This is a genomic window from Pseudomonas sp. NPDC086566, from assembly GCF_050280885.1.
GTDB lineage: Bacteria > Pseudomonadota > Gammaproteobacteria > Pseudomonadales > Pseudomonadaceae > Aquipseudomonas > Aquipseudomonas vlassakiae.
This window is the reverse complement of the sequence record NZ_JBNNWD010000012.1, coordinates 62180-85632: the sequence shown is the minus strand read 5'-3', so window position 1 is coordinate 85632 and position 23453 is coordinate 62180. Positions and strand designations below refer to the sequence as shown.

23 protein-coding genes are annotated in these 23453 nt (G+C 63.5%); 7 read left to right on the top strand and 16 right to left on the bottom strand.

What is annotated here, in order from left to right; translation table 11 throughout:
• Positions 1-4 precede the first annotated feature (4 nt).
• From kdpA to ACQKPS_RS24350, 9 genes are all read right to left on the bottom strand, one after another.
• A complete protein-coding gene (gene kdpA, locus ACQKPS_RS24390) occupies positions 5-1699 on the bottom strand; it encodes a potassium-transporting ATPase subunit KdpA (RefSeq protein WP_427605763.1) in 1695 nt (564 codons plus the stop codon).
• Positions 1700-1708: 9 nt separating this feature from the next.
• Positions 1709-1798: a K(+)-transporting ATPase subunit F gene (gene kdpF / locus ACQKPS_RS24385; protein ID WP_033696222.1), complete on the bottom strand. Its 90-nt coding sequence runs from the start codon at positions 1796-1798 to the stop codon at positions 1709-1711.
• 124 nt (positions 1799-1922) lie between these two features.
• A complete protein-coding gene (locus ACQKPS_RS24380) occupies positions 1923-2969 on the bottom strand; it encodes an AI-2E family transporter (protein ID WP_427605762.1) in 1047 nt (348 codons plus the stop codon).
• A gap of 12 nt (positions 2970-2981) precedes the next feature.
• The gene (locus ACQKPS_RS24375) at positions 2982-3776 is read right to left on the bottom strand and encodes a DUF4892 domain-containing protein (protein ID WP_283725581.1); all 795 of its coding nucleotides are present in this window, start codon (positions 3774-3776) and stop codon (positions 2982-2984) included.
• 109 nt (positions 3777-3885) lie between these two features.
• Positions 3886-4740, bottom strand: coding sequence for an alpha/beta hydrolase (locus tag ACQKPS_RS24370; RefSeq protein ID WP_254484613.1), 855 nt, complete (start codon positions 4738-4740; stop codon positions 3886-3888).
• The gene (locus ACQKPS_RS24365; RefSeq protein WP_176506485.1) at positions 4737-5525 is read right to left on the bottom strand and encodes an alpha/beta fold hydrolase; all 789 of its coding nucleotides are present in this window, start codon (positions 5523-5525) and stop codon (positions 4737-4739) included. The genes ACQKPS_RS24370 and ACQKPS_RS24365 overlap by 4 nt, the downstream gene beginning before the upstream one ends.
• 133 nt (positions 5526-5658) lie before the next feature.
• On the bottom strand, positions 5659-6117 hold the full coding sequence (sixA, locus tag ACQKPS_RS24360; RefSeq protein WP_427605761.1) for a phosphohistidine phosphatase SixA: 459 nt from the start codon (positions 6115-6117) through the stop codon (positions 5659-5661).
• A complete protein-coding gene (locus ACQKPS_RS24355) occupies positions 6114-6461 on the bottom strand; it encodes a DUF4389 domain-containing protein (RefSeq protein ID WP_254484607.1) in 348 nt (115 codons plus the stop codon). Before ACQKPS_RS24355 ends, sixA begins: the two co-directional genes overlap by 4 nt.
• Before the next feature lie 15 nt (positions 6462-6476).
• On the bottom strand, positions 6477-7502 hold the full coding sequence (locus tag ACQKPS_RS24350) for an NAD(P)H-dependent glycerol-3-phosphate dehydrogenase (protein ID WP_079228990.1): 1026 nt from the start codon (positions 7500-7502) through the stop codon (positions 6477-6479).
• A gap of 222 nt (positions 7503-7724) precedes the next feature.
• On the opposite strand from ACQKPS_RS24350, the gene ACQKPS_RS24345 reads away from it, so the two are divergent.
• The 5 genes from ACQKPS_RS24345 (at position 7725) to fabB (ending at position 14647) form a co-directional block, all read left to right on the top strand.
• Positions 7725-9872, top strand: coding sequence for a TonB-dependent receptor plug domain-containing protein (locus ACQKPS_RS24345; RefSeq protein ID WP_254484605.1), 2148 nt, complete (start codon positions 7725-7727; stop codon positions 9870-9872).
• Entirely contained in the window at positions 9872-10762 is an 891-nt protein-coding gene (locus ACQKPS_RS24340) for an ABC transporter substrate-binding protein (protein WP_254484603.1), read from the top strand. The genes ACQKPS_RS24345 and ACQKPS_RS24340 overlap by 1 nt, the downstream gene beginning before the upstream one ends.
• Positions 10759-12702 carry a response regulator gene (locus ACQKPS_RS24335; protein ID WP_254484601.1) on the top strand — a complete coding sequence of 648 codons (1944 nt, stop codon included), beginning with the start codon at positions 10759-10761 and terminating at the stop codon, positions 12700-12702. Before ACQKPS_RS24340 ends, ACQKPS_RS24335 begins: the two co-directional genes overlap by 4 nt.
• A gap of 200 nt (positions 12703-12902) precedes the next feature.
• Positions 12903-13418: a 3-hydroxyacyl-[acyl-carrier-protein] dehydratase FabA gene (gene fabA, locus ACQKPS_RS24330; RefSeq protein ID WP_176506492.1), complete on the top strand. Its 516-nt coding sequence runs from the start codon at positions 12903-12905 to the stop codon at positions 13416-13418.
• Positions 13419-13429: 11 nt separating this feature from the next.
• Positions 13430-14647: a beta-ketoacyl-ACP synthase I gene (gene fabB, locus ACQKPS_RS24325; RefSeq protein ID WP_054884044.1), complete on the top strand. Its 1218-nt coding sequence runs from the start codon at positions 13430-13432 to the stop codon at positions 14645-14647.
• Positions 14648-14745: 98 nt separating this feature from the next.
• On the opposite strand, the gene ACQKPS_RS24320 is transcribed toward fabB, so the two are convergent.
• Complete coding sequence (locus ACQKPS_RS24320) at positions 14746-15747, bottom strand: amidohydrolase family protein (RefSeq protein ID WP_283725185.1); 1002 nt, start codon at positions 15745-15747, stop codon at positions 14746-14748.
• 115 nt (positions 15748-15862) lie between these two features.
• Here ACQKPS_RS24320 and ACQKPS_RS24315 point away from each other — a divergent pair, with 115 nt between their 5' ends.
• Positions 15863-16726 carry a pirin family protein gene (locus ACQKPS_RS24315; RefSeq protein ID WP_427605760.1) on the top strand — a complete coding sequence of 288 codons (864 nt, stop codon included), beginning with the start codon at positions 15863-15865 and terminating at the stop codon, positions 16724-16726.
• Between the two features lie 130 nt (positions 16727-16856).
• Here ACQKPS_RS24315 and ACQKPS_RS24310 read toward each other — a convergent pair whose 3' ends face one another.
• The 4 genes from ACQKPS_RS24310 to ACQKPS_RS24295 form a co-directional block, all read right to left on the bottom strand.
• On the bottom strand, positions 16857-17582 hold the full coding sequence (locus tag ACQKPS_RS24310; protein WP_427605759.1) for a dienelactone hydrolase family protein: 726 nt from the start codon (positions 17580-17582) through the stop codon (positions 16857-16859).
• 64 nt (positions 17583-17646) lie between these two features.
• Positions 17647-19554, bottom strand: a complete 1908-nt coding sequence (gene htpG, locus ACQKPS_RS24305) for a molecular chaperone HtpG (protein WP_283725181.1) — start codon at positions 19552-19554, stop codon at positions 17647-17649.
• Positions 19555-19623: 69 nt separating this feature from the next.
• Positions 19624-20106, bottom strand: a complete 483-nt coding sequence (locus ACQKPS_RS24300) for a PaaI family thioesterase (protein ID WP_283725180.1) — start codon at positions 20104-20106, stop codon at positions 19624-19626.
• Positions 20103-20579 (bottom strand): PaaI family thioesterase, encoded by a 477-nt coding sequence (locus tag ACQKPS_RS24295; RefSeq protein WP_254484589.1) that lies wholly within the window; start codon positions 20577-20579, stop codon positions 20103-20105. Before ACQKPS_RS24295 ends, ACQKPS_RS24300 begins: the two co-directional genes overlap by 4 nt.
• Before the next feature lie 153 nt (positions 20580-20732).
• Here ACQKPS_RS24295 and ACQKPS_RS24290 point away from each other — a divergent pair, with 153 nt between their 5' ends.
• On the top strand, positions 20733-21008 hold the full coding sequence (locus tag ACQKPS_RS24290) for a hypothetical protein (protein WP_254484587.1): 276 nt from the start codon (positions 20733-20735) through the stop codon (positions 21006-21008).
• 50 nt (positions 21009-21058) lie between these two features.
• Here ACQKPS_RS24290 and ACQKPS_RS24285 read toward each other — a convergent pair whose 3' ends face one another.
• Together ACQKPS_RS24285 and brnQ are read right to left on the bottom strand one after the other, a co-directional pair.
• Positions 21059-21823: a DUF599 domain-containing protein gene (locus ACQKPS_RS24285; RefSeq protein WP_254484585.1), complete on the bottom strand. Its 765-nt coding sequence runs from the start codon at positions 21821-21823 to the stop codon at positions 21059-21061.
• Between the two features lie 187 nt (positions 21824-22010).
• Positions 22011-23324 (bottom strand): branched-chain amino acid transport system II carrier protein, encoded by a 1314-nt coding sequence (brnQ, locus tag ACQKPS_RS24280; RefSeq protein ID WP_283725178.1) that lies wholly within the window; start codon positions 23322-23324, stop codon positions 22011-22013.
• Between the last annotated feature and the right edge of the window lie 129 nt (positions 23325-23453).

Below are 23453 nucleotides of genomic sequence, written 5' to 3'. Positions count from 1 at the left end.
TTCCTCAGAAACCCAGGCTCAGTTGTTCGGCGATCGGCCCGAGGGCCAGGGTCGGCAGGAAGGTCAGGCCACCGACCAGCAGGATGGTCACCAGCAACAGACAGGCGAACAGCGGGCCGTGGGTGGGGAAGCTGTTGCTGCCCTGCGGCGCGCTCTTCTTCGCCGCCAGGCTGCCGGCCAGGGCCAGGATCGGCAGGATGTAGCCGAAGCGGCCGATCAGCATGGCCAGGCCGATCATCACGTTGTGGAACACGGTGTTGGCGCCAAACCCGGCGAACGCCGAGCCGTTGTTGGCGGTGGCCGAGGTATAGGCGTAAAGCAGCTGGCTGAAGCCATGGGCGCCTGGGTTGCTGACCGCACTGGCAGGCCCTGGCAGGCTGGCGGCGATGGCCGCGAGCACCAGCACACCGACCGGCATCACCAGCAAGGTCGCCACCAGCAATTGCACTTCTCGCGCCTGCAGTTTCTTGCCCAGGTATTCGGGCGTACGGCCGATCATCAACCCGGCCAGGAACACGGCGATCAGCACGAACAGCAGCATGCCGTAGAGCCCGGCGCCGACACCGCCGAAGATCACTTCACCGACCATCATGTTGACCATTGCGACCATGCCGGTCAGCGGGTTGAGGCTGTCGTGCATGGCGTTGACCGAGCCATTGGAGGCCGCGGTGGTGGTCACCGTCCACAGCACCGAGCCGGTGGTGCCGAAACGGCTTTCCTTGCCCTCCATGGGCGCGCTCTGCTGCACCTGGGCGCTCTCCAGCGCCGGGTTCGGCTGGTATTCCGACCACAGCGCCGTGGCGCCGCCGAGCAGGAACAGGCCAAGCATGCAGGCGATGATGGCGCGGCTCTGACGCAGGTCCTTGACGTAGTGGCCGAAGGTGAACACCAGCGCCACCGGGATCAGGATGATCGAGGCCAACTCGAAGAGGTTGCTCCAGGCCGTCGGGTTTTCGAACGGATGCGCCGAGTTGACGCCGAAGAAGCCGCCACCGTTGGTACCCAGTTGCTTGATGGCAATCTGGCTGGCGGCCGGGCCCAGAGGGATGGTCTGGTCAGCGCCTTGCAGGGTCACGGCGTGGGCATAGTCGGCGAAGGTCTGCGGCACGCCCTGCCACACCAGCAGCAGCGCCAGCAGCAGGCACAGCGGCAGCAGGCCGTAGAGGGTGGCGCGGGTCATGTCGACCCAGAAGTTGCCCAGCTGGGTGGTGGAACGCCGGGCGATGCCACGGCACAGCGCGACCAGCACGGCCAGGCCAGTGGCGGCACTGACGAAGTTCTGCACGGTCAGGCCGAGCATCTGGCTCAGGTAGCTGACCGAAGCCTCACCGCTGTAGGCCTGCCAGTTGGTGTTGGTGACGAAGCTCACCGCCGTGTTGAAGGCCAGCGACCACTCCTGGCCGGGCAGGTGCTGCGGGTTGAGTGGCAGGTAGCCTTGCAACAGGAGCACGCTGAACAGCAGCAGGAATCCGGCCAGGTTGAAGGCCAGCAGAGCCAGGGTGTACTGCTTCCAGTTCTGCTCCTGGTCGGCGCCCACGCCGGCCAGGCGGTAACAGCCACGTTCCACCGGCCCTAGCACGGGGGTCAGCCAGGTGCGCTGGCCTTCCATGACCTTGTAGTAGAAGCGTCCGAGCCAGGGTGCCGGCAGCAGCACGATGGCGAAGAAGGCCAGCAGCAAAAGGTAATCGTAACTGTGCATGGCCGCTCCCTAGCTGCGATCGGCGCGCAGCAGCGCTACCAGCAGGTAAACCGCCAAGGCCACTGCCAGCAGCAGTGACAACCCGTCGAGCATGTACATGAGTGGGACTCCCCCGTGGTGCGGCCTGGGCCGCTTTGAGGGAATTGTCCGAGGGAGGGGTGTAAAGGGGCGAGATCCGGGGGTGGGAATGGGAATAAAGAATGCGTAAAAATCAAAGCACAAGTTATTGTGGGGCTTGCGCTGAGTTACGGCTCCAGTCCAGCAGCAGGCTGTAGCCGACCGCCAGCAGGGTCGGCCCGATGAACAGGCCGATGAAGCCAAAGGCGATCAACCCGCCGAACACGCCGAGCAACACGATCACCAGCGGCAGGTTGCCGCCGCGGCTGATGAGGTACGGTTTGAGCACGTTGTCCACGCCGCTGATGACGAAGGTGCCCCAGATCCCCAGGAACACGGCCATGCCGTACTCGCCCTTCCACACCAGCCAGCCGGTCGCCGGGATCCACGCCAGTGGTGGCCCCATCGGGATCAGGCTGAGCATGAAGGTTACCAGGCCCAGCACGATCGCCCCGGGTACCCCGGCGATCAGGAAGCCGATCAGCGCCAGCAGGGCTTGGGCCGCCGCCGTGCCGATCACGCCGTTGACCACCCGTTGCACGGTGCCTGCCACCAGTTCCAGGTAGTAATCGGCCCGCTCGCCCACCAGCCGGTTCAGCAGCCGCAGCACGAAGGCGGACAGGCGTGGCCCGTCGCGGTAGAAGAAGAACACGAATACCAGGCTAAGAGTCAACTCCAGCACACCGCTGCCGATCTGTGCACTGCGCGCCAGCAACCAGTTGCCGACCTGGCCCAGGTAAGGCTTGAGCGACGCCAGCAGGGCCGCGCCTTGCTGATCAAGGGATTGCCACCAACTGACCAGGCGCTCACCGACGAAGGGAATGCCGCCCAGCCAGTCAGGTGCATCAGGCAAGCCATCGACCTGCACATCACGCACAAAGGCAGTGGCGTCGCGGATGTGGTCGGCCAGGTTGAAGCCCAGCCACACCAGCGGCAAGGCCACGATCAGGATCCAGGCCGTGGTCAGCAGGCTGGCGGCCAGGGTTTCACGCCCGCCCAGCACACGCGTCAGCAAGCGCATCAGTGGCCAGCTGGCGAAGGCCAGGATGGCGCCCCACAGCAACGCGGATATGAACGGCGCCATGACCCACAGCGCGGCACCCAACAGCGTCAGCAGCAGGATCTGGATCAGCAGGCGGTCATTGTTGGCCATGGTGGCGCTCACTCAACGGATCAGTTCCAGGTGCAGGCCGTCGGTGGCTGCGTTGCCGAGTTCGAGCCGGCCATCACGCACGCCAGCCTTGACCAGTTGCTCGCGCCATGCCTCGGCCTGGGCGCCGCTGAGGCTTGCACGCAAGGTGCTGTCGAGGTTCAGGCTGCGCGCCAGCAAGGTCACCCAACTTGCCTGTGGCGCGGCCAGGTCGGGGTAGTCAAGCTTGCCGGTGTCGCGCATTTCACGCAGCACCGTGGCGGCTGTGGGCAATATATCGCCCAGCGGGCTGCTGGCGACGAATTCTTCCACATGCAGGTAGGCACGGCGGTTGCCGCGGGTGACGCTGTACAGCGCGACCAGGGTGTCGGCCTCTTCGGCCGAGCGGCGCAGGAGGATGAACGCCTGCTGTTCGTCGCCGCCGTTCAACCGGGCATTGGCGAACACGTCGTTGGCCCACAGGCTGCCTTCGCCGCAATCGCGGCCCTGGCACCAGAACAACGGATAACCGCCATCGCGCTGCAGCGCTTCACGGGCGCTGGTGAAGGCTTCGCGGGCACTGCGCTCGACCGGCAGCTCATAGGTGACCGAGCTGACCTGGCCACGGCTTTCGATCTTGTCTTCGACGCGCAGGCGGCCACTGATCTTGCGCAGCGGGCCCATGGGGTAGACGCGCTCCTGCTCCACGGCCGGGCGCTGATCGACCACCTTGGCGTCAACGGGTACGGGCAGGCTGCCGGCCCACAGCAAGGGGCTGGCCAGCGCAAGGCAGGCGGCAACGGCGGTGCGGATGGAAACGGGCGCGCTCATCGGCGAACCAGGGGGCGCAGCGCGCCGGGTTGAAGCTCCAGGATGTCTGGCAGTTGCATGGTTGTCTCCCTGTTCAACCCGCCAAGCCTCGACACTTGTCCGGTGCAAGTCAAGCAAAGCCAAAGAAGCGATTGAAACAGTCTGCGACAAGGGCCGCGCCCTGTTCGTCGTTCAGGTGCAGGTGATGCCCGCCGGGCAGCACCGTCTGCTCAAAGGGTAGCTGCTCCAGCAGTTCGCTGTGGCGCACCAGCATGCCGTCGGCCGCCACCACCAGGCTTGCCGGGCAGCTTACCCGCCGCACGTAGGCCATGGCCTGGGCCTGGCTCAGGCGCGCGGGCGATGGCAGGGTCAGGCGGCTGTCGCTGCGCCAGCTGTAACCGCCGGGCACCGGCATCAGGCCGCGCTGGGCCAGCCGTTCGGCAGCTTCGCGGCTGACCGCAACCATGCCCTTCATGCGCGCCTGCACGCCCTCCTCCAGGGTCGGGTAAACCGACTTGCGCTTGCCATCCAGGCGCAGCTGGGCCTGCAGGGCCATGCCCAGGCGCTCGGCAGCATCCTGCTCGGCGCCGGTCGGGGGAATGACCCCGTCGATCAAGGCCAAGTGGCTGACGCGCTCAGGCAAGGCACCGGCCAGCTGCACCGAAATGATCGCGCCCAACGAATGCCCGAGCAGGGCAAACCGTTGCCAGCCGAGCTGTTCGGCAACCCGCAGCACATCGTGGGCGTAATCGGCCAAGGCGTAACCCGCGCCCAACGGGCGGTGCCCGGAATAACCGTGCCCGGCCAGGTCGAGGGCAACGATGCGCAACCCCTTCAGCTGCGGGGCCAGGCGGGAGAAGCTGTTGGCGTTGTCCAGCCAGCCGTGCAGGGCGATCACCGGCAGGCCATCGGCCGGGCCGAACAGGTGGGCAGCCAGCTCGATATGGCCCAGGCTCAGGCGGACTTCCTCGACCTGCGCGCTCATGCCTGGCTCCAGCGGTCGAACAGGCCCTTGATCAGGCTGGCCGTGTCGGTCGGCCGCTCCAGCGGGAACATGTGCCCGCCCGGCACACTGTGGTATTCGCCCCGAGCCATGCCGCGTACCGCCAGTGCATGGTGTCGGCGGATGACATTGCTGCGCTCGCCACGCACCATCGCCAAGGGTACCTGCAACTGGCGCGCGGGCGCCGGGCTGGCGTGCGGGATGCTGCGGTAGATGCTGATCTCGGTGGCTGGGTCGAAGCGCAGGCGCAAGCCCTGCTCGGCCGGCTGCAGGCCATGCTCGAGGTAGGCCTCCAGGCAATCCGGGTCGAAGTGGCGGAACAGCGATTTGCTGGCGAAGTAGTCACGGGCGCTGTCACGGTCGGCGAAGGCTTCACGCCGCCCAAGCGTACGGCCAGCGGGGGTGATGCGGTCGATGAAGCCGAAGCGCTTGGCGGTGCGCAGCAGCCATTGGTCGGCACGGGTCAATACCGGCGAGTCGAGCATCACCACGCCGCGGTACAACTCGGGCCGGCGCAAGGCGGCATGCAGGTGCAGCACGCCGCCCAGCGAATGGCCCACACCCCACACCGGCGCCGCCTGCTGCGCCAGGTGGTGCAGCAGTTCGTCGACCAGGTTCTGCCAGTTGTCATTGACCGGAAATCGCGGGTCATGGGCATGCTGGGCCAGGTGACTGACCTGATAATCCGGCGCCAGGGCGGCGAACAGCTTGCCGTAGGTGGCGGAGGGAAAACCATTGGCATGGGCGAAGAAGATCTGCTGCGACATGGCGCCTGGTCCGGAGGGGGATGATGGCCCATTGTCGGCATCGCACCTGCACTCGGCAATGTCTGTAAATGTCATCACCAAGGGCAATCAGGTCATGCCGTGGCTGGCAACTGGCAAAAGCCCGTTGTTTCGCTCACTCAGGCGAATCAAGAGCACGCAACGTCATCAGCCCTGCCATCGGCCAGTCGCCCTCCAGCTCCGCCAGGCTGGCAGTGCTCATGGGCGCCGGCTGCTGCAGGTGGCCATGCTCGAGCATGCCGACCAGCGAACCTACCAATGGCTGGTGGCTGACCAGCAACACATGGTCCAGGCCCAGGCGCTCGAGCTCGCCTATCACCTGCCGCACCTCGCTGTCAGGCGTCAGCCACGGCACGGTGCGCACGGGTTCAGCGAAGCCCAGGGTGTCATGCACCAGGGCCGCCGTCTGTTGTGCCCTGACATACGGGCTGGCAATGATCGCCTGCAACGGCTGGCCAAGCAGCCGGGCTGCACTGTGCAGCACCTGCTCGCGGCCATGGCCGGTCAGGCGCCGCTCGGCATCGGTATTGGCGCGTGGCTCGGCCTCACCGTGGCGCAGCACCCACAGCTTCACAGCTTGGGCTCCTCGTCACGCACCGGGTGCGGCGCCGGGGCCACGACGTGGGGCGCCTCGCCTTCCGGGGCACGCGCAGCAGGCCAATCGGCGAACGGCCAAGGCTTCTGGTCAGTGTGGAAGGCCCCGAAACGGCCGATCTGCGCCAGGTACTGGCTGAGGCTGTCGCCGAAATTCATCAGGCTGGCGCTCGGTGCGCCATAGACCAGGCGGTAGATCAGCTGCACCAGTACCAGGCCGCCGAGCAGCAACTCGGCCAGTTGCCACACCACCAGGAACACCAGCATCCACAGCACCCGCAGGATGATCGACTCGCGCTGGGCGCGCTCGGGTGTATCGTTCATGTGCTGCTCCTTCGCTTAATTGAAACCACTGATGGAAATGAAATCGACGTCGGTCTTTGGTTCGGCGCGCATCAGGTGCTCGATCACCTGATTCAGCGTGCGCCCTTCGAAGAGGATGGCGTGCAGGCCAGCCACCAGCGGCATGTAGACCTGCACTTCCTGGGCCTTGGCCTTGAGCACCTTGAGCGTGTTGACCCCTTCGGCCACCTCGCCCAGGCGGCTGACGGCCTGCTCCAGGCTCAGGCCCTGGCCAAGGGCGTGACCGACCTGGTAGTTGCGGCTCTTGGGCGAGGAGCAGGTGACGATCAGGTCGCCGACCCCGGCCAGGCCAAGGAAGGTCATGGGGTTGGCGCCCTGGCTCACGGCGAAGCGGGTCATCTCGGCCAGGGCGCGGGTGATGAGCATGCTCTTGGTGTTTTCGCCCATCCCCAAGGCCACGGCCATGCCAGCGATGATCGCGTAGACATTCTTCAGCGCGCCGCCCAGCTCGACGCCGAAGCGATCACTGCTGGCGTATACCCGGAAGGTGCGCCCATGCAGCACGGCCTGCACCCGCTGGCACAATTGTTCGTCTTCACTGGCGACCACGGTGGCGGTCAGCGCGTGTTCGGCGATCTCGCGGGCCAGGTTGGGGCCTGAGAGCACGCCGATGCGGGCCTCGGGGGCGATTTCTTCGAGGATCTGGCTCATCAGCTTGAAGCTCTGCGCCTCGATGCCCTTGGTCAGGCTGACCAGGTATTTGCCGCGCAGCAGCTCGGCATGGGGCGCCAGTACACTGCGCAGGGCACTCGAAGGCAGCGCGACGAAGATCAGGTCGCTGGCTTGCAGGGTGGCCAGCAGGTCGTTGACCGGTTCGACACCGTCCTGCAGGCGGATACCTTTGAGGTAGCGCGGGTTCTCGCGGTTGACCCGCATCGCCTCGGCCTGCTCGGGGTCGCGCATCCATTGGCGCACCGGCACGCCATTTTCGGCCAACAGGTTCGCCACGGCGGTGCCGAAGCTGCCGCCTCCCAGAACTGCAACAGGTTGCTGTTCAGTCATAATCAATCCGTTAAAGCCATTAAGTTAAGTGGCGACCCGCTCATTATACGGCGCGCCTGCGACAGAACCAGTGTCAGTGCCGGCCTCTTCGCGGGTGAACCCGCTCCCACAGGGCCTGCAGTAAACTCAAGGGCGGTGAAAAACCTGTGGGAGCGGCTTCACCCGCGAAGAGGCCGGTAAATCCCCCGCAGCCCACTGGCAAAACCCGCCCGGTCAGTTACCATGCCTGTTTCAATCCTGAGACAAGGCAGTCCTGTGTTCCCTGGCCCGCCCGCTTACCCTCGCCTGCTGCTGCTGACCGCCCTGCTCGGCGGTTCGGCTGTGGCCGATGACCTGTTCATCGACAACCCGGACCTGCCGCAGGTTCTGACCGCCACGCGCCTGAAACAATCCCCGGCGGCGGTACCGGGCAGCATGACCGTGCTCGACAACGAGCTGATCCGCGCCAGCGGTGCCCGTGACATCCCCGAACTGCTGCGCCTGGTACCGGGCATGATGATCGGCTACGGCGCCGGCAACCAGCCGACCGTCAATTACCACGGCAGCAACGTCAACGATGCGCGACGCATGCAGGTACTGATCGACGGCCGCTCGGTGTACCGCGCAGGCCTGGCCACGGTGGACTGGAGCGACATCCCGGTCGCCATCGAAGACATCGAGCGCATCGAGGTGTTCCGCGGCCCCAACACCGTCAGCTACGGCGCCAACGCATTGATGGCAGTGGTCAACATCCTCACCCGCAACCCGGCCGACAGCCACGGCACGCGGATGAAACTGACCCGCGGCCAGGATGGCATCAACGACTACTACCTCAGCCATGGCTTTGGCTGGGACGGCGGCGACATGCGCCTGTCGGTGTCCGGCCAGCAGGACGATGGCTTCGACGAGAACCAGTTCGGCCAGGACTACCGCGACAGCCGCCGCCTGAACCGCTTCAACCTCAGTGTCAGCCACGTTCTTGCGCCAGACCAGACCCTGGAATGGCAACTGGCAGCCAAGGAAGGCAGCAACCAGCGGCCGTACACCTATCAGCCGGTTTTCCCCTACGTCACCCAGACCGGTGACAACGCCGACGTCAACGCCAAGGACTATGCCGGCTCGGTACGCTGGAACATCGACTTCAACCCTGAGCACAGCCTGTATGTGCAGGGCTCGGCCCAACAATTCGACCGCCAGCAGGTCTGGCGCGCCTGCGACGCGGCGCTGTCGTTCAGCCCCGAGCTGACCCGCTTGTGGCAGATGAACCCTGACTTCGCGGAAAAGGTCGCCCGCGGTGCGAACAACCCCCCAAGCAGTAGCAACCCCGAAGAACAGGCGCTGGTCGATGCGATCAAGGACCAGTGGAACAACCAGGGCGGCAAGAATGTGGTCTGCGGCGATGTCGACCAGAGCACCCGTGAGACCCGGTACGACCTGGAAGTCCAGGACACGCTCAGCCTGACCGACAGCCTGCGCCTGCTGAGCGGCATGAACTACCGCTATGATCGTGCCGATTCGCAGACCTACTTCAACGGCAGCATCGACGACCAGACCTGGCGCCTGTTCGGCCAGCTGGAATGGCGCGCCGACGAGCACTGGATTCTCCAGGGCGGCGCGATGTTCGAGAACTCGCAACTGTCCGGCAGCTCGCTGACGCCGCGCATGGCGGTCAACTACCTGATCACCCCGCGCCACGGCCTGCGTGCGGTGTACTCCGAAGCCGTGCGTTCGCCGGACATGTTCGAGAACAACGTCAACTGGAGCTACACGGTCAAGAACCTCAGCCCCGCCGCCTTCGGCCAGCGCGACGCCGAATATTTCGTCAAGACCCGCGGCCCGGGAGACCTCGAACAGGAACGCATGCGCTCGCGCGAGCTCGGCTATAACGGCTACTTCAGCGACTTCGACCTGAGCATGGATGTGAAGCTGTTCTACGACGAGATCACCGGAATGATCAGCGAACCCCTGAAGAACAACCAGTACATCGCCAGCAATGCCAACAAGGCCCGCTTCAGCGGCAGCGAGGCGCAATTCGACTGGCGCCTGGCACCGCGTGACCGCCTGCGCCTGACCTATGCCTATGTCGATGCCTGGGCCAGCAACCCCGCCGACCGCCGCCTCAGCGCACGCAACAGTGGCTCGGCCGGGTGGATGCGCGACTGGGGCGAGGGTTGGTCCAGCGCGCTGTTCTATTATGGCGACGACGCCCTCAACCAGTATCGCTACGAACGCATCGACCTGCGCGTGGCCAAGCGCTTCCACATCCAGGGCAGCACCCTGGAGCTGGCCGCACTGTGGCAGCAACGCCTTGACGACCAGCCCACCACGGTGGAACAGAACCGTTATGACAGCCGCCACCGCCTGAGTGTCAGCGCGGAGCTGGAGTTCTGATGGCCCGGCTGCTGCGCCTGCTGCTGTTCTGCCTGTGGCCACTGGGTACGCTGTCTGCCAGCGAGATCCTGCTGGTCGGCGGCGAGGAACAGCCCGGCGTGCGCAGCTTCGTCGAAGCCTTGCAAGGCCGCCGCGACCACGACCAGGTGCGATTCCAGAGCACCGCCGCCTTACCCCGCCCCGCTCAGCTCAAGGCTGACGTGCGCCTGGTGCTGCTCGACAACAGCGCGCTGGACTGGCGCCTGAGTGAAAACAGCGGGCCGCCTGCGCTGGCCATGCGTATCAGCCGGGTACAGGCCGAACAACGCCTGGGAAAGTCGCGCCCTGCTTACCTGACCTTGCTCTGGAGCGACCCGCCGCTGGCGCGGCAACTGCGCCTGGCCCGCTACCTGTTGCCACAGGCCCAGCGCATCGGCGTACTGTACGGTGAACACAGCCACTTCCTGCTTGACGAGCTACGCCAGGCGGCGCGCCCGCTGGGCCTTGAGATCGTCGCCCAGGACTGGCCGGACCAACGCGACAGCCGGCCCTTGCAACATCTGCTGGCCAACAGTGACGTGCTGTTGGGCCTCGATGACCCCGACCTGTACAACTCCAAGACCGCGAAAAACCTGTTGCTCAGCAGCTACGGCCGACAGATGGCACTGATCGGCCCGAACGCCGGCTTCGTCCGCGCTGGCGCCCTGGCCAGTACCTACAGCGACCAGGACGACTGGCTGGCCGTGCTCGACCAGTTGCTCGACCAGCCGCCAGCACGTTGGCCACGCAGCCTGTATCCGGCACGCTATGGGGTCAGCGGCAACCAGCAGGTGGCGCGTGCCCTGGGCCTTGAACCGATCGATCCGAACGCCACTGCCAAGGCCCTGGCCGAAGGAGAACCCACCCCGTGAGCAAACGCCTGAGCTGGGACATCCACACCCGCACCCAGATCATCAGCCTCGGCCCGGCACTGTTGCTGACCCTGCTGTTGATCAGCTTTTTCACCTTCGTGCGGATCCAGGATCTGCGCCAGGAGTTGAACCACACCGGGCAGCTGATTGCCAACCAGCTGGCCCCGGCATCCGAATACGGCGTCATCTCCGGTAACAATGAAGTCCTCGAAGGCCTGATGCGCGCCACCCTGAGCATCCCACACGTGCGCTTCCTCGAGGTGCAGGACAGCCGTAACCACATCCTGGTGTACGTCGAGCAGCAGGACGAGAGCAACAACCGGGCGCAGCAGGTGGAAGTGTTCCAGGCGCCGATCCGCCTGCAGCAGATCCGCCTGGACAGCGACTTCCTGCAACAGGGCAAGGCGCCGACACCGGCCATCGGTGACGACTACCTGGGGCGGGTGATCGTTGGCATGTCGGACGACGCTTTCAGCCAGCGCCAACAGGAAATCGTGATCAAGGCCGGCATTCTCGCGCTGTTCGCCCTGCTGTTCACCTTTCTCCTGGCACGCCGCCTGGCCATGAGCCTGGCCAAGCCGATCAGCGATATGGGCCATGCGGTAAAGGCCATCCAGCAGGGTGAGTACAACGCTCCGTTGCCGGTCGTCGACGACAGCGAACTCGGTCACCTGGCGCGCCATATCAACAACCTCGCCACTGCCCTGGAGCAGGCCAGCGCCGAGCAGAAACGGGCCATCGCCCAGCTGATCCAGGCCCGCGAGGAAGCCGAGCAGGCCAACGGCGCCAAGTCGGAGTTCCTGGCGATGATGAGCCATGAACTGCGCACCCCGATGAACGGCGTGCTGGGTATGCTGCAACTGTTGGAGACCACCCAGCTGACCAGCGAGCAGGCCGATTACACCGCCGTGGCCAGCGAGTCCACCGGGCACCTGCTGAAGGTCATCAATGACATCCTCGATTTCTCGCGGATCGAACGCACTACGCTGGAACTGGAGCACATCGACTTCAACCTGGGTGAGCTGATCACCAGCAGCGTGCAGTCGTTCCAGCACAGCGCACAGCAGCGCGGCCTGGAACTGCGCCTGCAACTGCCGGCCGACGGTGCACAGCCACAGGTGATCGGCGACCCGACGCGCATCCGCCAGATCCTTCTCAACCTGATCGGCAACGCCTTGAAGTTCACCGAGCGCGGCCAGGTCCAGGTCGAAGCACGCTGGCAGTTGCTGGACCGGCGATCACTGTGGTTCACCTGCAGCGTACGGGACACCGGCATCGGCATCGACAGCGAACGCCTGGAAATGATGTTCGTTGCCTTCCAGCAGGCCGACAGTTCGATTTCACGGCGCTATGGCGGCACCGGTCTGGGCCTGTCGATTGCCCGCACCCTGGCCGAACGCATGGGCGGCAAGCTGCGCGGTGAAAGCCGCGAGGGGCTGGGCTCGACCTTTACCCTGGAAATGCCGCTGCCGCTGGCCAGCACCGTGCCGGCAACGCTGCCCGGCAGTTCGGGGGCCAGCGAGCCACTTCAGGTCGGCAAGCGCATCCTGCTGGTGGAAGACAATCCGGTCAATCAGAGCGTCATCGAAGCCATGCTGCGCAGCCTGGGGATGGAGGTCAGCGTGGCCCACGACGGGCTTCAGGCGGTTGAGCAGGTCAGCCAGCAGCCGTTCGCCGCCGTGCTGATGGATTGCCGCCTGCCGCAGCTGGATGGCTACGAAGCGACCCGGCGTATCCGCCAGTTGCCGGCTTGCGCGCAGTTACCGATCATCGCCTTGACCGCCAATGCCCTGCAGGGTGACCGCGAGCGCTGCATGGCCGCCGGCATGAATGATTACCTGAGCAAACCCTTCCGCCGCACCGAGTTGCAGCGGGTACTGCAGCGCTGGTTGCCTGGACGGACAGCTGCAACTGGCGATGCGACTGGCGATAAATGCTAAAGTGCGGCAGTCTTAAGTACTGGACAGGACCTCCTTCGGACCTGAAAATAGCGTTTCAGTGCACACCTGTACTTCTTTCACCAGGTGCGCTGTGACTTTCACCACAACGCAATAGTCTACCTGTAGGCTGCCGTCCCAGAAGCAGAAGGGTCGGCCGGGAAGATTCATCCCCTGCCACAGGGGGTTATTGAGGAGCTCGCATGACCAAACAACACGCCTTTACTCGGGAAGACCTGCTGCGCTGCAGTCGCGGTGAGCTGTTCGGCCCAGGTAATGCGCAACTGCCCGCGCCGAACATGCTGATGGTCGATCGCATCACCCACATCAGCGAAGAAGGCGGCAAGTACGGCAAAGGTGAATTGGTCGCCGAGCTGGATATCACCCCGGACCTGTGGTTCTTCGCCTGTCACTTCGAAGGCGACCCGGTGATGCCGGGCTGCCTGGGCCTCGACGCCATGTGGCAGCTGGTCGGCTTCTTCCTCGGCTGGCAGGGCCTGCCGGGCCGTGGCCGCGCGCTGGGTTCGGGCGAAGTGAAGTTCTTCGGCCAGGTGCTGCCTGCCGCCAAGAAAGTCACCTACAACATCCACATCAAGCGCGTCCTGAAGGGCAAGCTGAACATGGCCATCGCCGATGGTTCGGTCAGCGTCGATGGCCGCGAGATCTACACCGCCGAGGCCCTGCGGGTCGGCGTGTTCACCTCCACTGACAATTTCTAAGGGTTATTCGCATGCGCCGCGTCGTTATCACTGGTCTGGGCATCGTATCGTGCCTGGGCAATGACAAAGCTACCGTCACCGAAAACCTGCGCAACAGCCGTCCGGGTATCCGTTACAACCCGGAATACAAGGAAATGGGGCTGCGTAGCCAGGTTTCCGGGTCCATCGACCTCAACCTCGAAGAACTGATCGACCGCAAGGTTTACCGCTTCGTCGGCCACGCCGCTGCCTACGCCTACCTGGCGATGCAGGACGCGATCAAGGACGCCGGCCTGACCGAAGAGCAGATTTCCAACCCGCGTACCGGCCTGGTAGCAGGCTCAGGCGGCGCCTCGACCCTGAACCAGATGGAAGCGCTGGATACCCTGCGCGAAAAAGGCGTCAAGCGCGTCGGCCCGTACCGCGTCACCCGCACCATGGGCAGCACCGTTTCGGCGTGCCTGGCCACCCCGTTCAAGATCAAGGGTATCAACTACTCGATCTCCTCGGCCTGCGCCACTTCCGCACACTGCATCGGCACCGCCCTGGAGCAGATCCAGTGGGGCAAGCAGGACATCGTCTTCGCCGGCGGCGGTGAAGAAGAGCACTGGAGCCAGTCGTTCCTGTTCGATGCCATGGGCGCCCTGTCGACCAAGCGCAACGAAACCCCGGAACTGGCTTCGCGCGCCTACGACGCCGACCGTGACGGCTTCGTCATTGCTGGCGGCGGCGGCATGGTGGTGGTCGAGGAGCTGGAGCACGCCCTGGCCCGTGGCGCCAAGATCTACGCCGAAATCGTCGGCTACGGTGCCACTTCCGACGGCTACGACATGGTCGCACCAAGCGGCGAAGGCGCCATCCGCTGCATGCAGCAGGCGCTGTCCACCGTTGACACCCCGATCGACTACCTGAACACCCACGGCACCTCGACCCCGGTCGGTGACGTCGCGGAAATGAAGGGCGTTCGTGAAGTGTTCGGCGACAAGGCGCCGAAGATCAGCTCGACCAAGAGCCTGTCGGGCCACTCGCTGGGTGCCGCGGGCGTACACGAGGCGATCTACTGCCTGCTGATGATGGAAAACAACTTCATCGCCGGCTCTGCCAACATCGACGAGCTGGACCCTGAAGTTGCGGATTTGCCGATCGTGCGCAAAACCGAAGACGCCAAGCTCACCACCGTGATGAGCAACAGCTTCGGCTTCGGCGGCACCAACGCCACCCTGGTGCTCAAGCGCTGGGAAGGCAAGTAAGACGCTGCTGAGGTAAACGAAAACGCCCCGACTGGTTCGGGGCGTTTTCATTTGTGCTGCCTGCGTTTACCCGCGAAGAGGCCAGTACAGGCGAAAAACTATGGCTTGGGCAACACTGCCAGGAAGTTATCCCGAGCCACCTTGTTGGCCACTTCTTCGGACAGCGCATCCAGAAACGGCCTGAAGCCATGCATCTGTTCGCCAAGGCTGCCAAACCGCCCCACCACATCCGAACCCAGCATGAACCGGTCCGGATAGCGCTCGACCAGCGCCAACCATTCCTGGCGCGGTACGCCCTGCTCGTCCAGCAGATAGGGCTCCAGCACACTCCACGACAAATCCACATACAAATTCGCATAGTCCGCCAGCAAGCGCGTCAACACGGGCAGCAGAAAGTCCATCTGGGTCTGGTGCCGATGGATCTCCGCGCTGCTCCCCGCGTGGGCCCAGATGAATCGGGTATGCGGATGATTGCGTAAGGGTTCTTCGATCTCAGCAAGGTACAGCGGATTGCGCTCGCGCTTGGAAGTGATGTTCGAATGCAGCAACACCGGCATATCGCGTTCGGCCGCCAGGTGGTAGATACGGGCCATAGCTTCGTTATTGGCTCGCGGCGTATCGCCACTGGTCAGCGCGGTCAGGTCGTCATGCCGGGTGAACACCTCACCGATCCCCTGCCACAACCCCGGATTCAGCTCGAGCATGCGCTCGATATGGCTGACGGCATTCTTGTCCACCGGGTTGAAACCGGTCAGAAACGGATGGAAACGCTTTCGCTGTTCGACAGGTAGTTTTTCCAACGCGGCAGCTACGTAGGTATCGGTCGCGCTGTACCAATAGGCATCGGCGTCGTCGCCCGCGTAATAGCGTGGGCGCTTTGGCTCATCTTCGTGCCATTTCTTGGCCACCGGAATGCCGGAAATCATCGAATGCTCGACACCGGCCTCATCCATGGCCTTGAGCAGCGCCGGCATGCCCTCGGTTTCCTGGAAGAAGTCCACGTAGTGCAGATGGGCATCGCTGTAGCGATAGTCACGGGCCTGGGCCGCCTGGCATAGCCAGCCTGACAACAGCATGCAGGCCAGCGCTCTGGCAATCATGGGCAACCTCCTTTTCCGGGCATCAGCAGGGTAGACCGGGCAGCCAGCGCAACGGTTCAGCATTGCTCGGCAAACCGCTATGCTGGTGGCCTTTCCACCTCGCCTGGAGCCCGCCATGAGCAGCCCCCTGATCATCCGCCCACGCGCCGAATCGGTCGAGGGCCAGCCGATCCTGCGCCCGCTGCCTTCGGCACAGTGCCGCAGTGTCGGCCCCTTTGTATTCTTCGACCATATGCTCGAGACCGACTATGCGCCGGGCCATGGCATGGATATCCGCCAGCACCCGCATATTGGCCTCTCCACCCTCACCTACCTGTTCGAAGGCGCGATCCTGCACAAGGACAGCCTGGGCTCGGAGCAGCGCGTGCTGCCTGGAGACGTGAGCTGGATGACCGCAGGCAAAGGGGTGGCGCATGTCGAGCGCACGCCTGCGGACGCCTTGGCCCATGGCTCACGCTTGCACGGGCTGCAAGTGTGGCTCGCCTCGCCACAGGCGCTTGAGCAGTGCGAGCCGAGCTACAGCCACCATCCGGCGGCAAGCCTGCCGGTCAGCGACAGCCTGGGCGTACGCATCTGCATGATTGCCGGCAGCGGGTTCTGCCTAGAGTCACCGGTGCCAGTACTCTCCCCTACCCTCTATGCGCATGTGCTGATGCAACCGGCTACCACGTTGGTGGTACCTGACGAACATCTGCAGCGGGCGTTGTATCTGCTCGATGGCGAGTTGTTCATGGATGGCGAAGAGGTTGAGGCCTGCAGCCTGATCGTGCTGCCGGAGGGCGAAGAGGTAACGCTGTATGCCGAGGAAGAATGCCAGCTGGTTCTGATTGGCGGCGAGCCGCTGGATGGGCCGCGGCGGATGAACTGGAATTTCGTGGCCAGTGATGTGGAGCTGATCGAGCGGGCCAGGGCCAAGTGGGCTGCCGGGGATTGGCCGACGGTGCCGGGGGAAACCTTGAGAATCGAGTTGCCTCGCTGAACAGGGGCCGCGTTGCGGCCCATTCGCGGGCAAGCCCGCTCCCACAAGGATCGCGTTGCTTTCACGGCAGCGCCGCAACTGTGGGAGCGGGTTTACCCGCGAATGGGCTGCAAAGCAGCCCCGCACAACATCAGCGCTGGAATACTTCGGTGAGCAGGTTATGCATCGCGCGGAACGCCCGCTCCGAGGTGCGACGGTCGTACTGCATCTTGCCCGGCACATTGGCGCTCGGGTCGGTGAACGAATGCACCGCTCCACCGTAGCTCAGCAACTGCCAATCCACCTTGGCGGCGTTCATTTCGTCTTCGAACGCCGGCAGTTGCTCCTTGGGCACCAGCGGGTCGGAAGCGCCATGCAGTACCAACACCGAGCCCTTGATGCGCTTGGCGTCCTCAGGGTTCGGGGTGTCCAGCGTGCCGTGGAACGACACGGCAGCCTTCAGGTCGGCACCGGTACGGGCCAGTTCCAAGGCACAGCAGCCACCGAAGCAGAAGCCGAACGTGGCCACCTTGCCCGGCTCCAGCAGTGCCTTGGACTGCCCCAGCAACTGATCCAGGGCCTCCTTCATGCGCTTGCGCAGCTCGCCACGGTCGTTCTTCAGCGGCATCATCGCCGCCCCGGCCTCATCGGCACTGGACGGACGCACCGACTGCCCGTACAGGTCGGCAATCAGCACCACATAACCCTTCTCGGCCACTTCCTTGGCGATACGCTCGGCGCCTTCGCCAATACCCATCCAGTTCGGCGCCATTACCAGGCCCGGGCGGCCCAGTGCTCCTGGTTCGTAGACCAGGCGGCTTTCATAAGTCTTGCCGGACAGGTGATAGACCAGCGATTCGACGATTACCTTGCTCATCAGGCACTCCTTAGGCACTCACTATAAAAAAAGCCCGCCGAAGCGGGCTTTCCTGTGCATCAACTCAAGCAGACAGCTCGACCAGTAGCTTGTTCAGGCGACGAACGTAAGCCGCCGGGTCCTTCAGGCTGTCACCGGCTGCCAGCGCGGCCTGATCGAAGAGGATGTGCGACAGTTCGGCAAAGCGGTCTTCGCTCTGCTCGTTGTCCAGCTTCTCGATCAGCGGATGAGTCGGGTTGAATTCGAAGATCGGTTTCGATTCCGGCACCTTCTGGCCGCTGGCTTCGAGAATCTGGCGCATTTGCAGGCCCAGGTCCTGTTCGCCAATGGCAAGGATAGCCGGCGAGTCGGTCAGGCGGTGCGAAACGCGCACTTCAGCAACGCTGTCACCCAAGGCACCCTTCAGGCGCTCGACCAGGCCCTCCTTGTCTTTGGCCACTTCTTCCTGGGCCTTCTTGTCCTCTTCCGAGTCCAGCTTGCCGAGGTCGAGATCGCCACGGGCGACGTCGACGAAGGCCTTGCCATCGAACTCGTTGAGGTAGCTCATCAACCACTCGTCGATACGGTCGGTCAGCAGCAGGACTTCGATGCCCTTCTTACGGAAGACCTCCAGGTGCGGGCTGTTCTTGACCTGCGCATAGGATTCGCCGGTGAGGTAGTAGATCTTGTCCTGACCTTCCTTGGCGCGCGCCAGGTAATCGGCCAGGGCAACGCTCTGCTCGCCGCTGTCGTCCTGGGTGGAGGCGAAACGCAGCAGGCCGGCGATTTTTTCCTTGTTGGCGAAATCTTCAGCCGGGCCTTCCTTCAGCACCTGGCCAAAGTTCTTCCAGAAGCTCTTGTACTGCTCGGGCTCGTTCTTCGCCAGCTTCTCCAGCATGTCCAGCACGCGCTTGGTCAGCGCGGTCTTCATCGAGTCGATGATCGGGTCTTTCTGCAGGATCTCGCGGGACACGTTCAGCGACAGGTCGTTGGAATCCACCACACCCTTGATGAAGCGCAGGTACAGCGGCAGGAACGACTCGGCCTGGTCCATGATGAACACGCGCTGAACGTACAGCTTCAGGCCACGTGGCGCTTCGCGCTGGTACAGGTCGAACGGCGCGCGGGCCGGCACGTACAGCAGCGAGTTGTACTCAAGCTTGCCTTCGACCTTGTTGTGGCTCCAGGCCAACGGGTTCTCGAAGTCATGGCCGATGTGCTTGTAGAACTCCTGGTATTCCTCGTCCTTCACCTCGGAGCGCGAACGGGTCCACAGGGCGCTGGCGCGGTTGACGGTTTCCCATTCCTGCGCTGGCTGTTCTTCGCCTTCGGCGGCTTGAGCCTGCTCCTTGGGCAGTTCGATCGGCAGGGCGATATGGTCGGAGTATTTCTTGACCACATTGCGCAGGCGCCAACCATCGGCGAACTCCAGCTCGCCCTTCTTCAGGTGCAGGACGATACGGGTGCCGCGCTGCGGCTTGTCGATGGTGGCGACTTCGAATTCACCTTCGCCCTTCGACGACCAGTGCACGCCTTCGGCGGCTGGCAAGCCTGCGCGGCGGCTGTAGACGTCGACCTTGTCGGCAACGATGAAGGCCGAGTAGAAGCCGACACCGAACTGACCGATCAGGTGCGAGTCCTTCTTCTGGTCACCGGTCAGGTTCTTCATGAAGTCGGCGGTGCCCGACTTGGCGATGGTGCCCAGGTGGGCGATGACATCCTCGCGGCTCATACCAATGCCGTTGTCCTCGAGGGTCACGGTACCGGCGTCCTTGTCGAAGCTCAGGCGGATCTTCAGGTCGGCATCGTTCTCGAGCAGCTCCGGCTTGGCCAGGGCCTCGAAGCGCAGCTTGTCGGCGGCGTCGGAGGCGTTGGAGATCAGCTCACGCAGGAAGATCTCCTTGTTCGAGTACAGCGAATGGATCATGAGGTGCAGCAGCTGCTTTACCTCGGTCTGGAAGCCCAGCGTTTCTTTTTGAGTCTCCACACTCATGGTCTTCAAAACTCCGATCTGATGGCAGTGGCGCCCCGCGGCCGGCATGGCCAGCGTTAATGGCGGATGTCATGCAGATGGGGGCTGCCCAGACGATTTCAAGGGCTTTTCCGGTTCGATCTTGAAGTGCGCGCGGGCAGTGGCGATCGGTGACTGGCGGTCAGCCTGCCAGGCCGTGATGGCGACGTTGGTGACCCGCCGCCCCTGACGCCAGAGCTGGCACTGGGCGTAGGTGTCGCGCAAGTGACCGGCGCGCAGGTAGTCGATGGAAAAATCGATGATCTTCGGAATGCTCGCACTTTCGCTGTAGATCAGCAGGTAGAGGGCTGCGGACAACTCCATGAACCCGGCGATGACGCCGCCATGGATCGCCGGCAGCAAAGGGTTGCCGATATTGTCCTGGCTGGCCGGCAGGCGAAACAGCAGGTCTTCGCCCTCGCGCTCGCACTCGATGCCAATCAGGCCTGCGTAAGGGATCAAGGCCAGTAACGGGCGGTAATCACCGGCAGCGTGGGCCGCATTCAACTGCTGACGAATGCCTTGAGGAATCATGCCCTGCCCTCCTTCAGGCTGTTGCCGAAACCGATGCCGCCTTTGATCTCCTGGCCCAGGCGCATGAAGGTGCCGACCACTTGGCAAATCGGCTGGTCCGGGTCGTCCTGGTAGGCGCTGCCGCGGGTGAAGATCACATCACGGGTGACCCGGTAGCATTGGGCATGTCCATAAATGGGCTTACCCGCTTCGGCCGGGTGCATGTAGTCGATGCGCAAGTCAAGGGTCGGGCATACCTCGAAGCGCGGTAGCACGCACAGGGTGGCCATGCCGCAGGTAGTGTCCATCAGCGTGGTCAGGGCGCCACCATGCACCGCCCCGGTCTGCGGGTTGCCGACAATCGACGCCGACCAAGGCAACAGCAAGGTCATGCCGTCGCGGTCGGCATGGGCCACACGCATCTGTAACAACTGGCAATGCTTCAATGCAGAAAGAAAGCGCTCGGCCATGGCCTGCAAGCCTGATTCGTTCATATGCAGTTCCCGGGATCATTGCCGCTGGGGCACAAAAACAGTAAAAAGTCCATATAGAACACGGCGTTATATATCTGTAAAAAACGTGGAACTTATTCCTCACCGCCGAACTCGAAGGAACAACTCAGTTATTCACCAAGAGGAAACACCCCCATGCGTAAACCTTTTGCTTTTGCTCTGATGCTGGCTGCTGCCATGGGCCTGGCTGCTTGCGATAAAGCGAGTGAAGACAAAGCCCAGGACGCACAAGAACACCGTGAACAAGCCCAGGAAAAGATGGGTGATGCTCAGGATAAGATGAACGACGCTGCCAAGGAAAACGCCGAAGCCGCCAAAGATCAGGCCGAAGCCGAGCAGAAGGCCGCCGAAGAGGCCGCCCCGACTACTCCGGCACCGGCCACCACGCCTGCCGAACCTGCCAAGCAGTAAACGACAGGTACAAAAAAACCCGACAATGTCGGGTTTTTTTGTACCTGTTTTCAAGGGTTAATCGTTTCAGTTCTGGTAGTGGAACTTTCCCTGAGCACTTCAGTGGGGACACTTTCAGTGGGTGTGAACACCATCACGTCCAATACGTCGGAATGGAACTCACGGCGATACAGAATCAGCACTACTCCGACACTCACGATCATGAACAGCCACGGGCTGATAAACCAGGTGAGCATGGCCATGCCGAAGTAATAAGAGCGCAGGCCAAAGTTGAACTGGTTGGCTGCCAGCGAAAGCACCCGCGCCGCACGCAAGGCAAACGCCTTGCGCTCCTGTTCGTTGACCTGGCGCTCACCAATCATTGGCGCGGACCCCACCAATACCGCGGCAAAGTTGTACTGGCGCATGCACCAGCTGAAGGTGAAGAAGGCATAGACGAAGACCATCGCCAGGCACAGCAGCTTGATTTCCGACATGCCCTGGGACGCCTGCTGCACCAGCGGCAGGTCTGCAAGCAGCGACAGGGCGCGATCCGAAGCACCTAGCACGGTGAGAATACCGGCAAGGATGATCAGGGTGCTGGAGGCGAAAAACGAGGCGTTGCGCTCCAGGTTGCCGATCACGCTGGCGTCCGCGATGCGGTTGTCGCGCAGCAGCATGCGGCGCATCCAGTCTTCGCGGTACAGATGCAGCACGCTGGCCAGGCACGCAGTGTCTCGGCCTTTCCAGATGGCATAGCGAGTGTAGCCGCCCCAGCACAAGGCGAACCAGCAGACGGCCAGGAGGTTGTGTAGATTGCTTTGGATGAAGTTCATGCAGGGTTCCCGAGGGCCAGGTGCACAAAGAATAGTGACCGGGTTTCGACGCCCACAAGCGGCAAAAGGCACAACCTGAAACGAAAAAGCCCCGCATCCATAGGGATACGGGGCTCTCGAGTCTCCACCCTTGGCCAGCACCCTGCGGCTCGTGACCGGTGCTGCCCTCAGGCTTCAACCTATGCCATCAGGCCAACGCTTCGCGCGGCTTGCCGAGCATGCGGTCGCAGGCCACCGCGCCAACCAGCGTTACCACCGAAGGTACCAGCCAGGCCAGGCCTTGGTCGCTCAGTGGCAAGTGTGCCAGAACGTCTGGCAGCACATGGGCAATCTCGCTGCCCTTGATCGCGTCGACGATACCGAACACCAGCGACACCAGCATAACCGGGGCCAGGATACGGGTCGGCGAATGCCACAGCTCTTTCACGAAGCTCAGCCCCACCACCACGATGCATGGCGGATAGATGGCGGTCAGTACCGGGATCGAGAACATGATCAACTTGGTCAGGCCCAGGTTGGAGATCAGCAACGAGAAGCCTGCCAGGATCACCACCAGAGCACGGTACGACAGCGGCAGGACCTGGCTGAAGTATTCGGCACAGGCACAGGTCAGGCCGACCGCAGTCACCAGGCACGCCAACGCGATCAGCACTGCAAGGAAGCCACTGCCCAGCGAGCCGAAGGTGTGCTGCACGTAGGCGTGCAGAACAGCGGCACCGTTAGTGGCTCCGGCGGCGATCTCATGGCTGCCGGCACCCAGGCGGAACAGGCTGATGTACACCAGGGCCAGGCCAACACCGGCGATCAGGCCGGCGATGATGGCGTAGCGAGTGATCAGCTTCGGCGACTCGACACCGCGCGAGCGGATGGCGTTGACGATGACGATACCGAATACCAGGGCACCGAGGGTGTCCATGGTCAGGTAGCCATCGGAGAAGCCCTTGGAGAACGCGGAGGCAGCATAGGCCGGCTGAGCTTCGCCGATGGTCCCGGCTGGCAGCGCGAAGGCAGCGATGCCCAGCACCGCCAGCGCGATGATCTTCAGCGGCGCAAGAAAGCGGCCGACGGTGTCGAGCAGCTTGCCCGGGTACATGGAAACGGCCAGTACCACGGCGAAGTACACCAGGCTGTAGATGAACAGCGCTGTCGGGCTTTCACCGGTCAGCGGCGCCACACCCACTTCGAACGACACGGTCGCGGTACGCGGCGTCGCGAACAGCGGGCCGACCGACAGGTAGCATACGGCCGCCAGCAGGCCACCGAAGAACTTGCCGATCGGGCTGCTCAGGGCATCCATGCCGCCACCGACCTTGGCCAGGGCGACCACGGTGATGACCGGCAGGCCCACGGCGGTAACCAGGAAGCCCAGGGCCGCCATCCACACGTGCGGGCCAGACTGCAGACCGACGATAGGCGGGAAGATGATGTTGCCGGCGCCTACGAAAAGCGCAAACGTCATAAAGCCAAGCGCCAGGATGTCCTGGCCTTTGAGAACTTTCATTTAAGGTAGTACCACACTGCTGAAATCGGGATTCGAGAGGGGATTTCCCGTTGGATGAGGGGAAATGCTGCCCGGCTTGGTAGGCCAGACCCGTTTAGCGTGTCGTTCCCTTTTGGGGTACGGGCACAG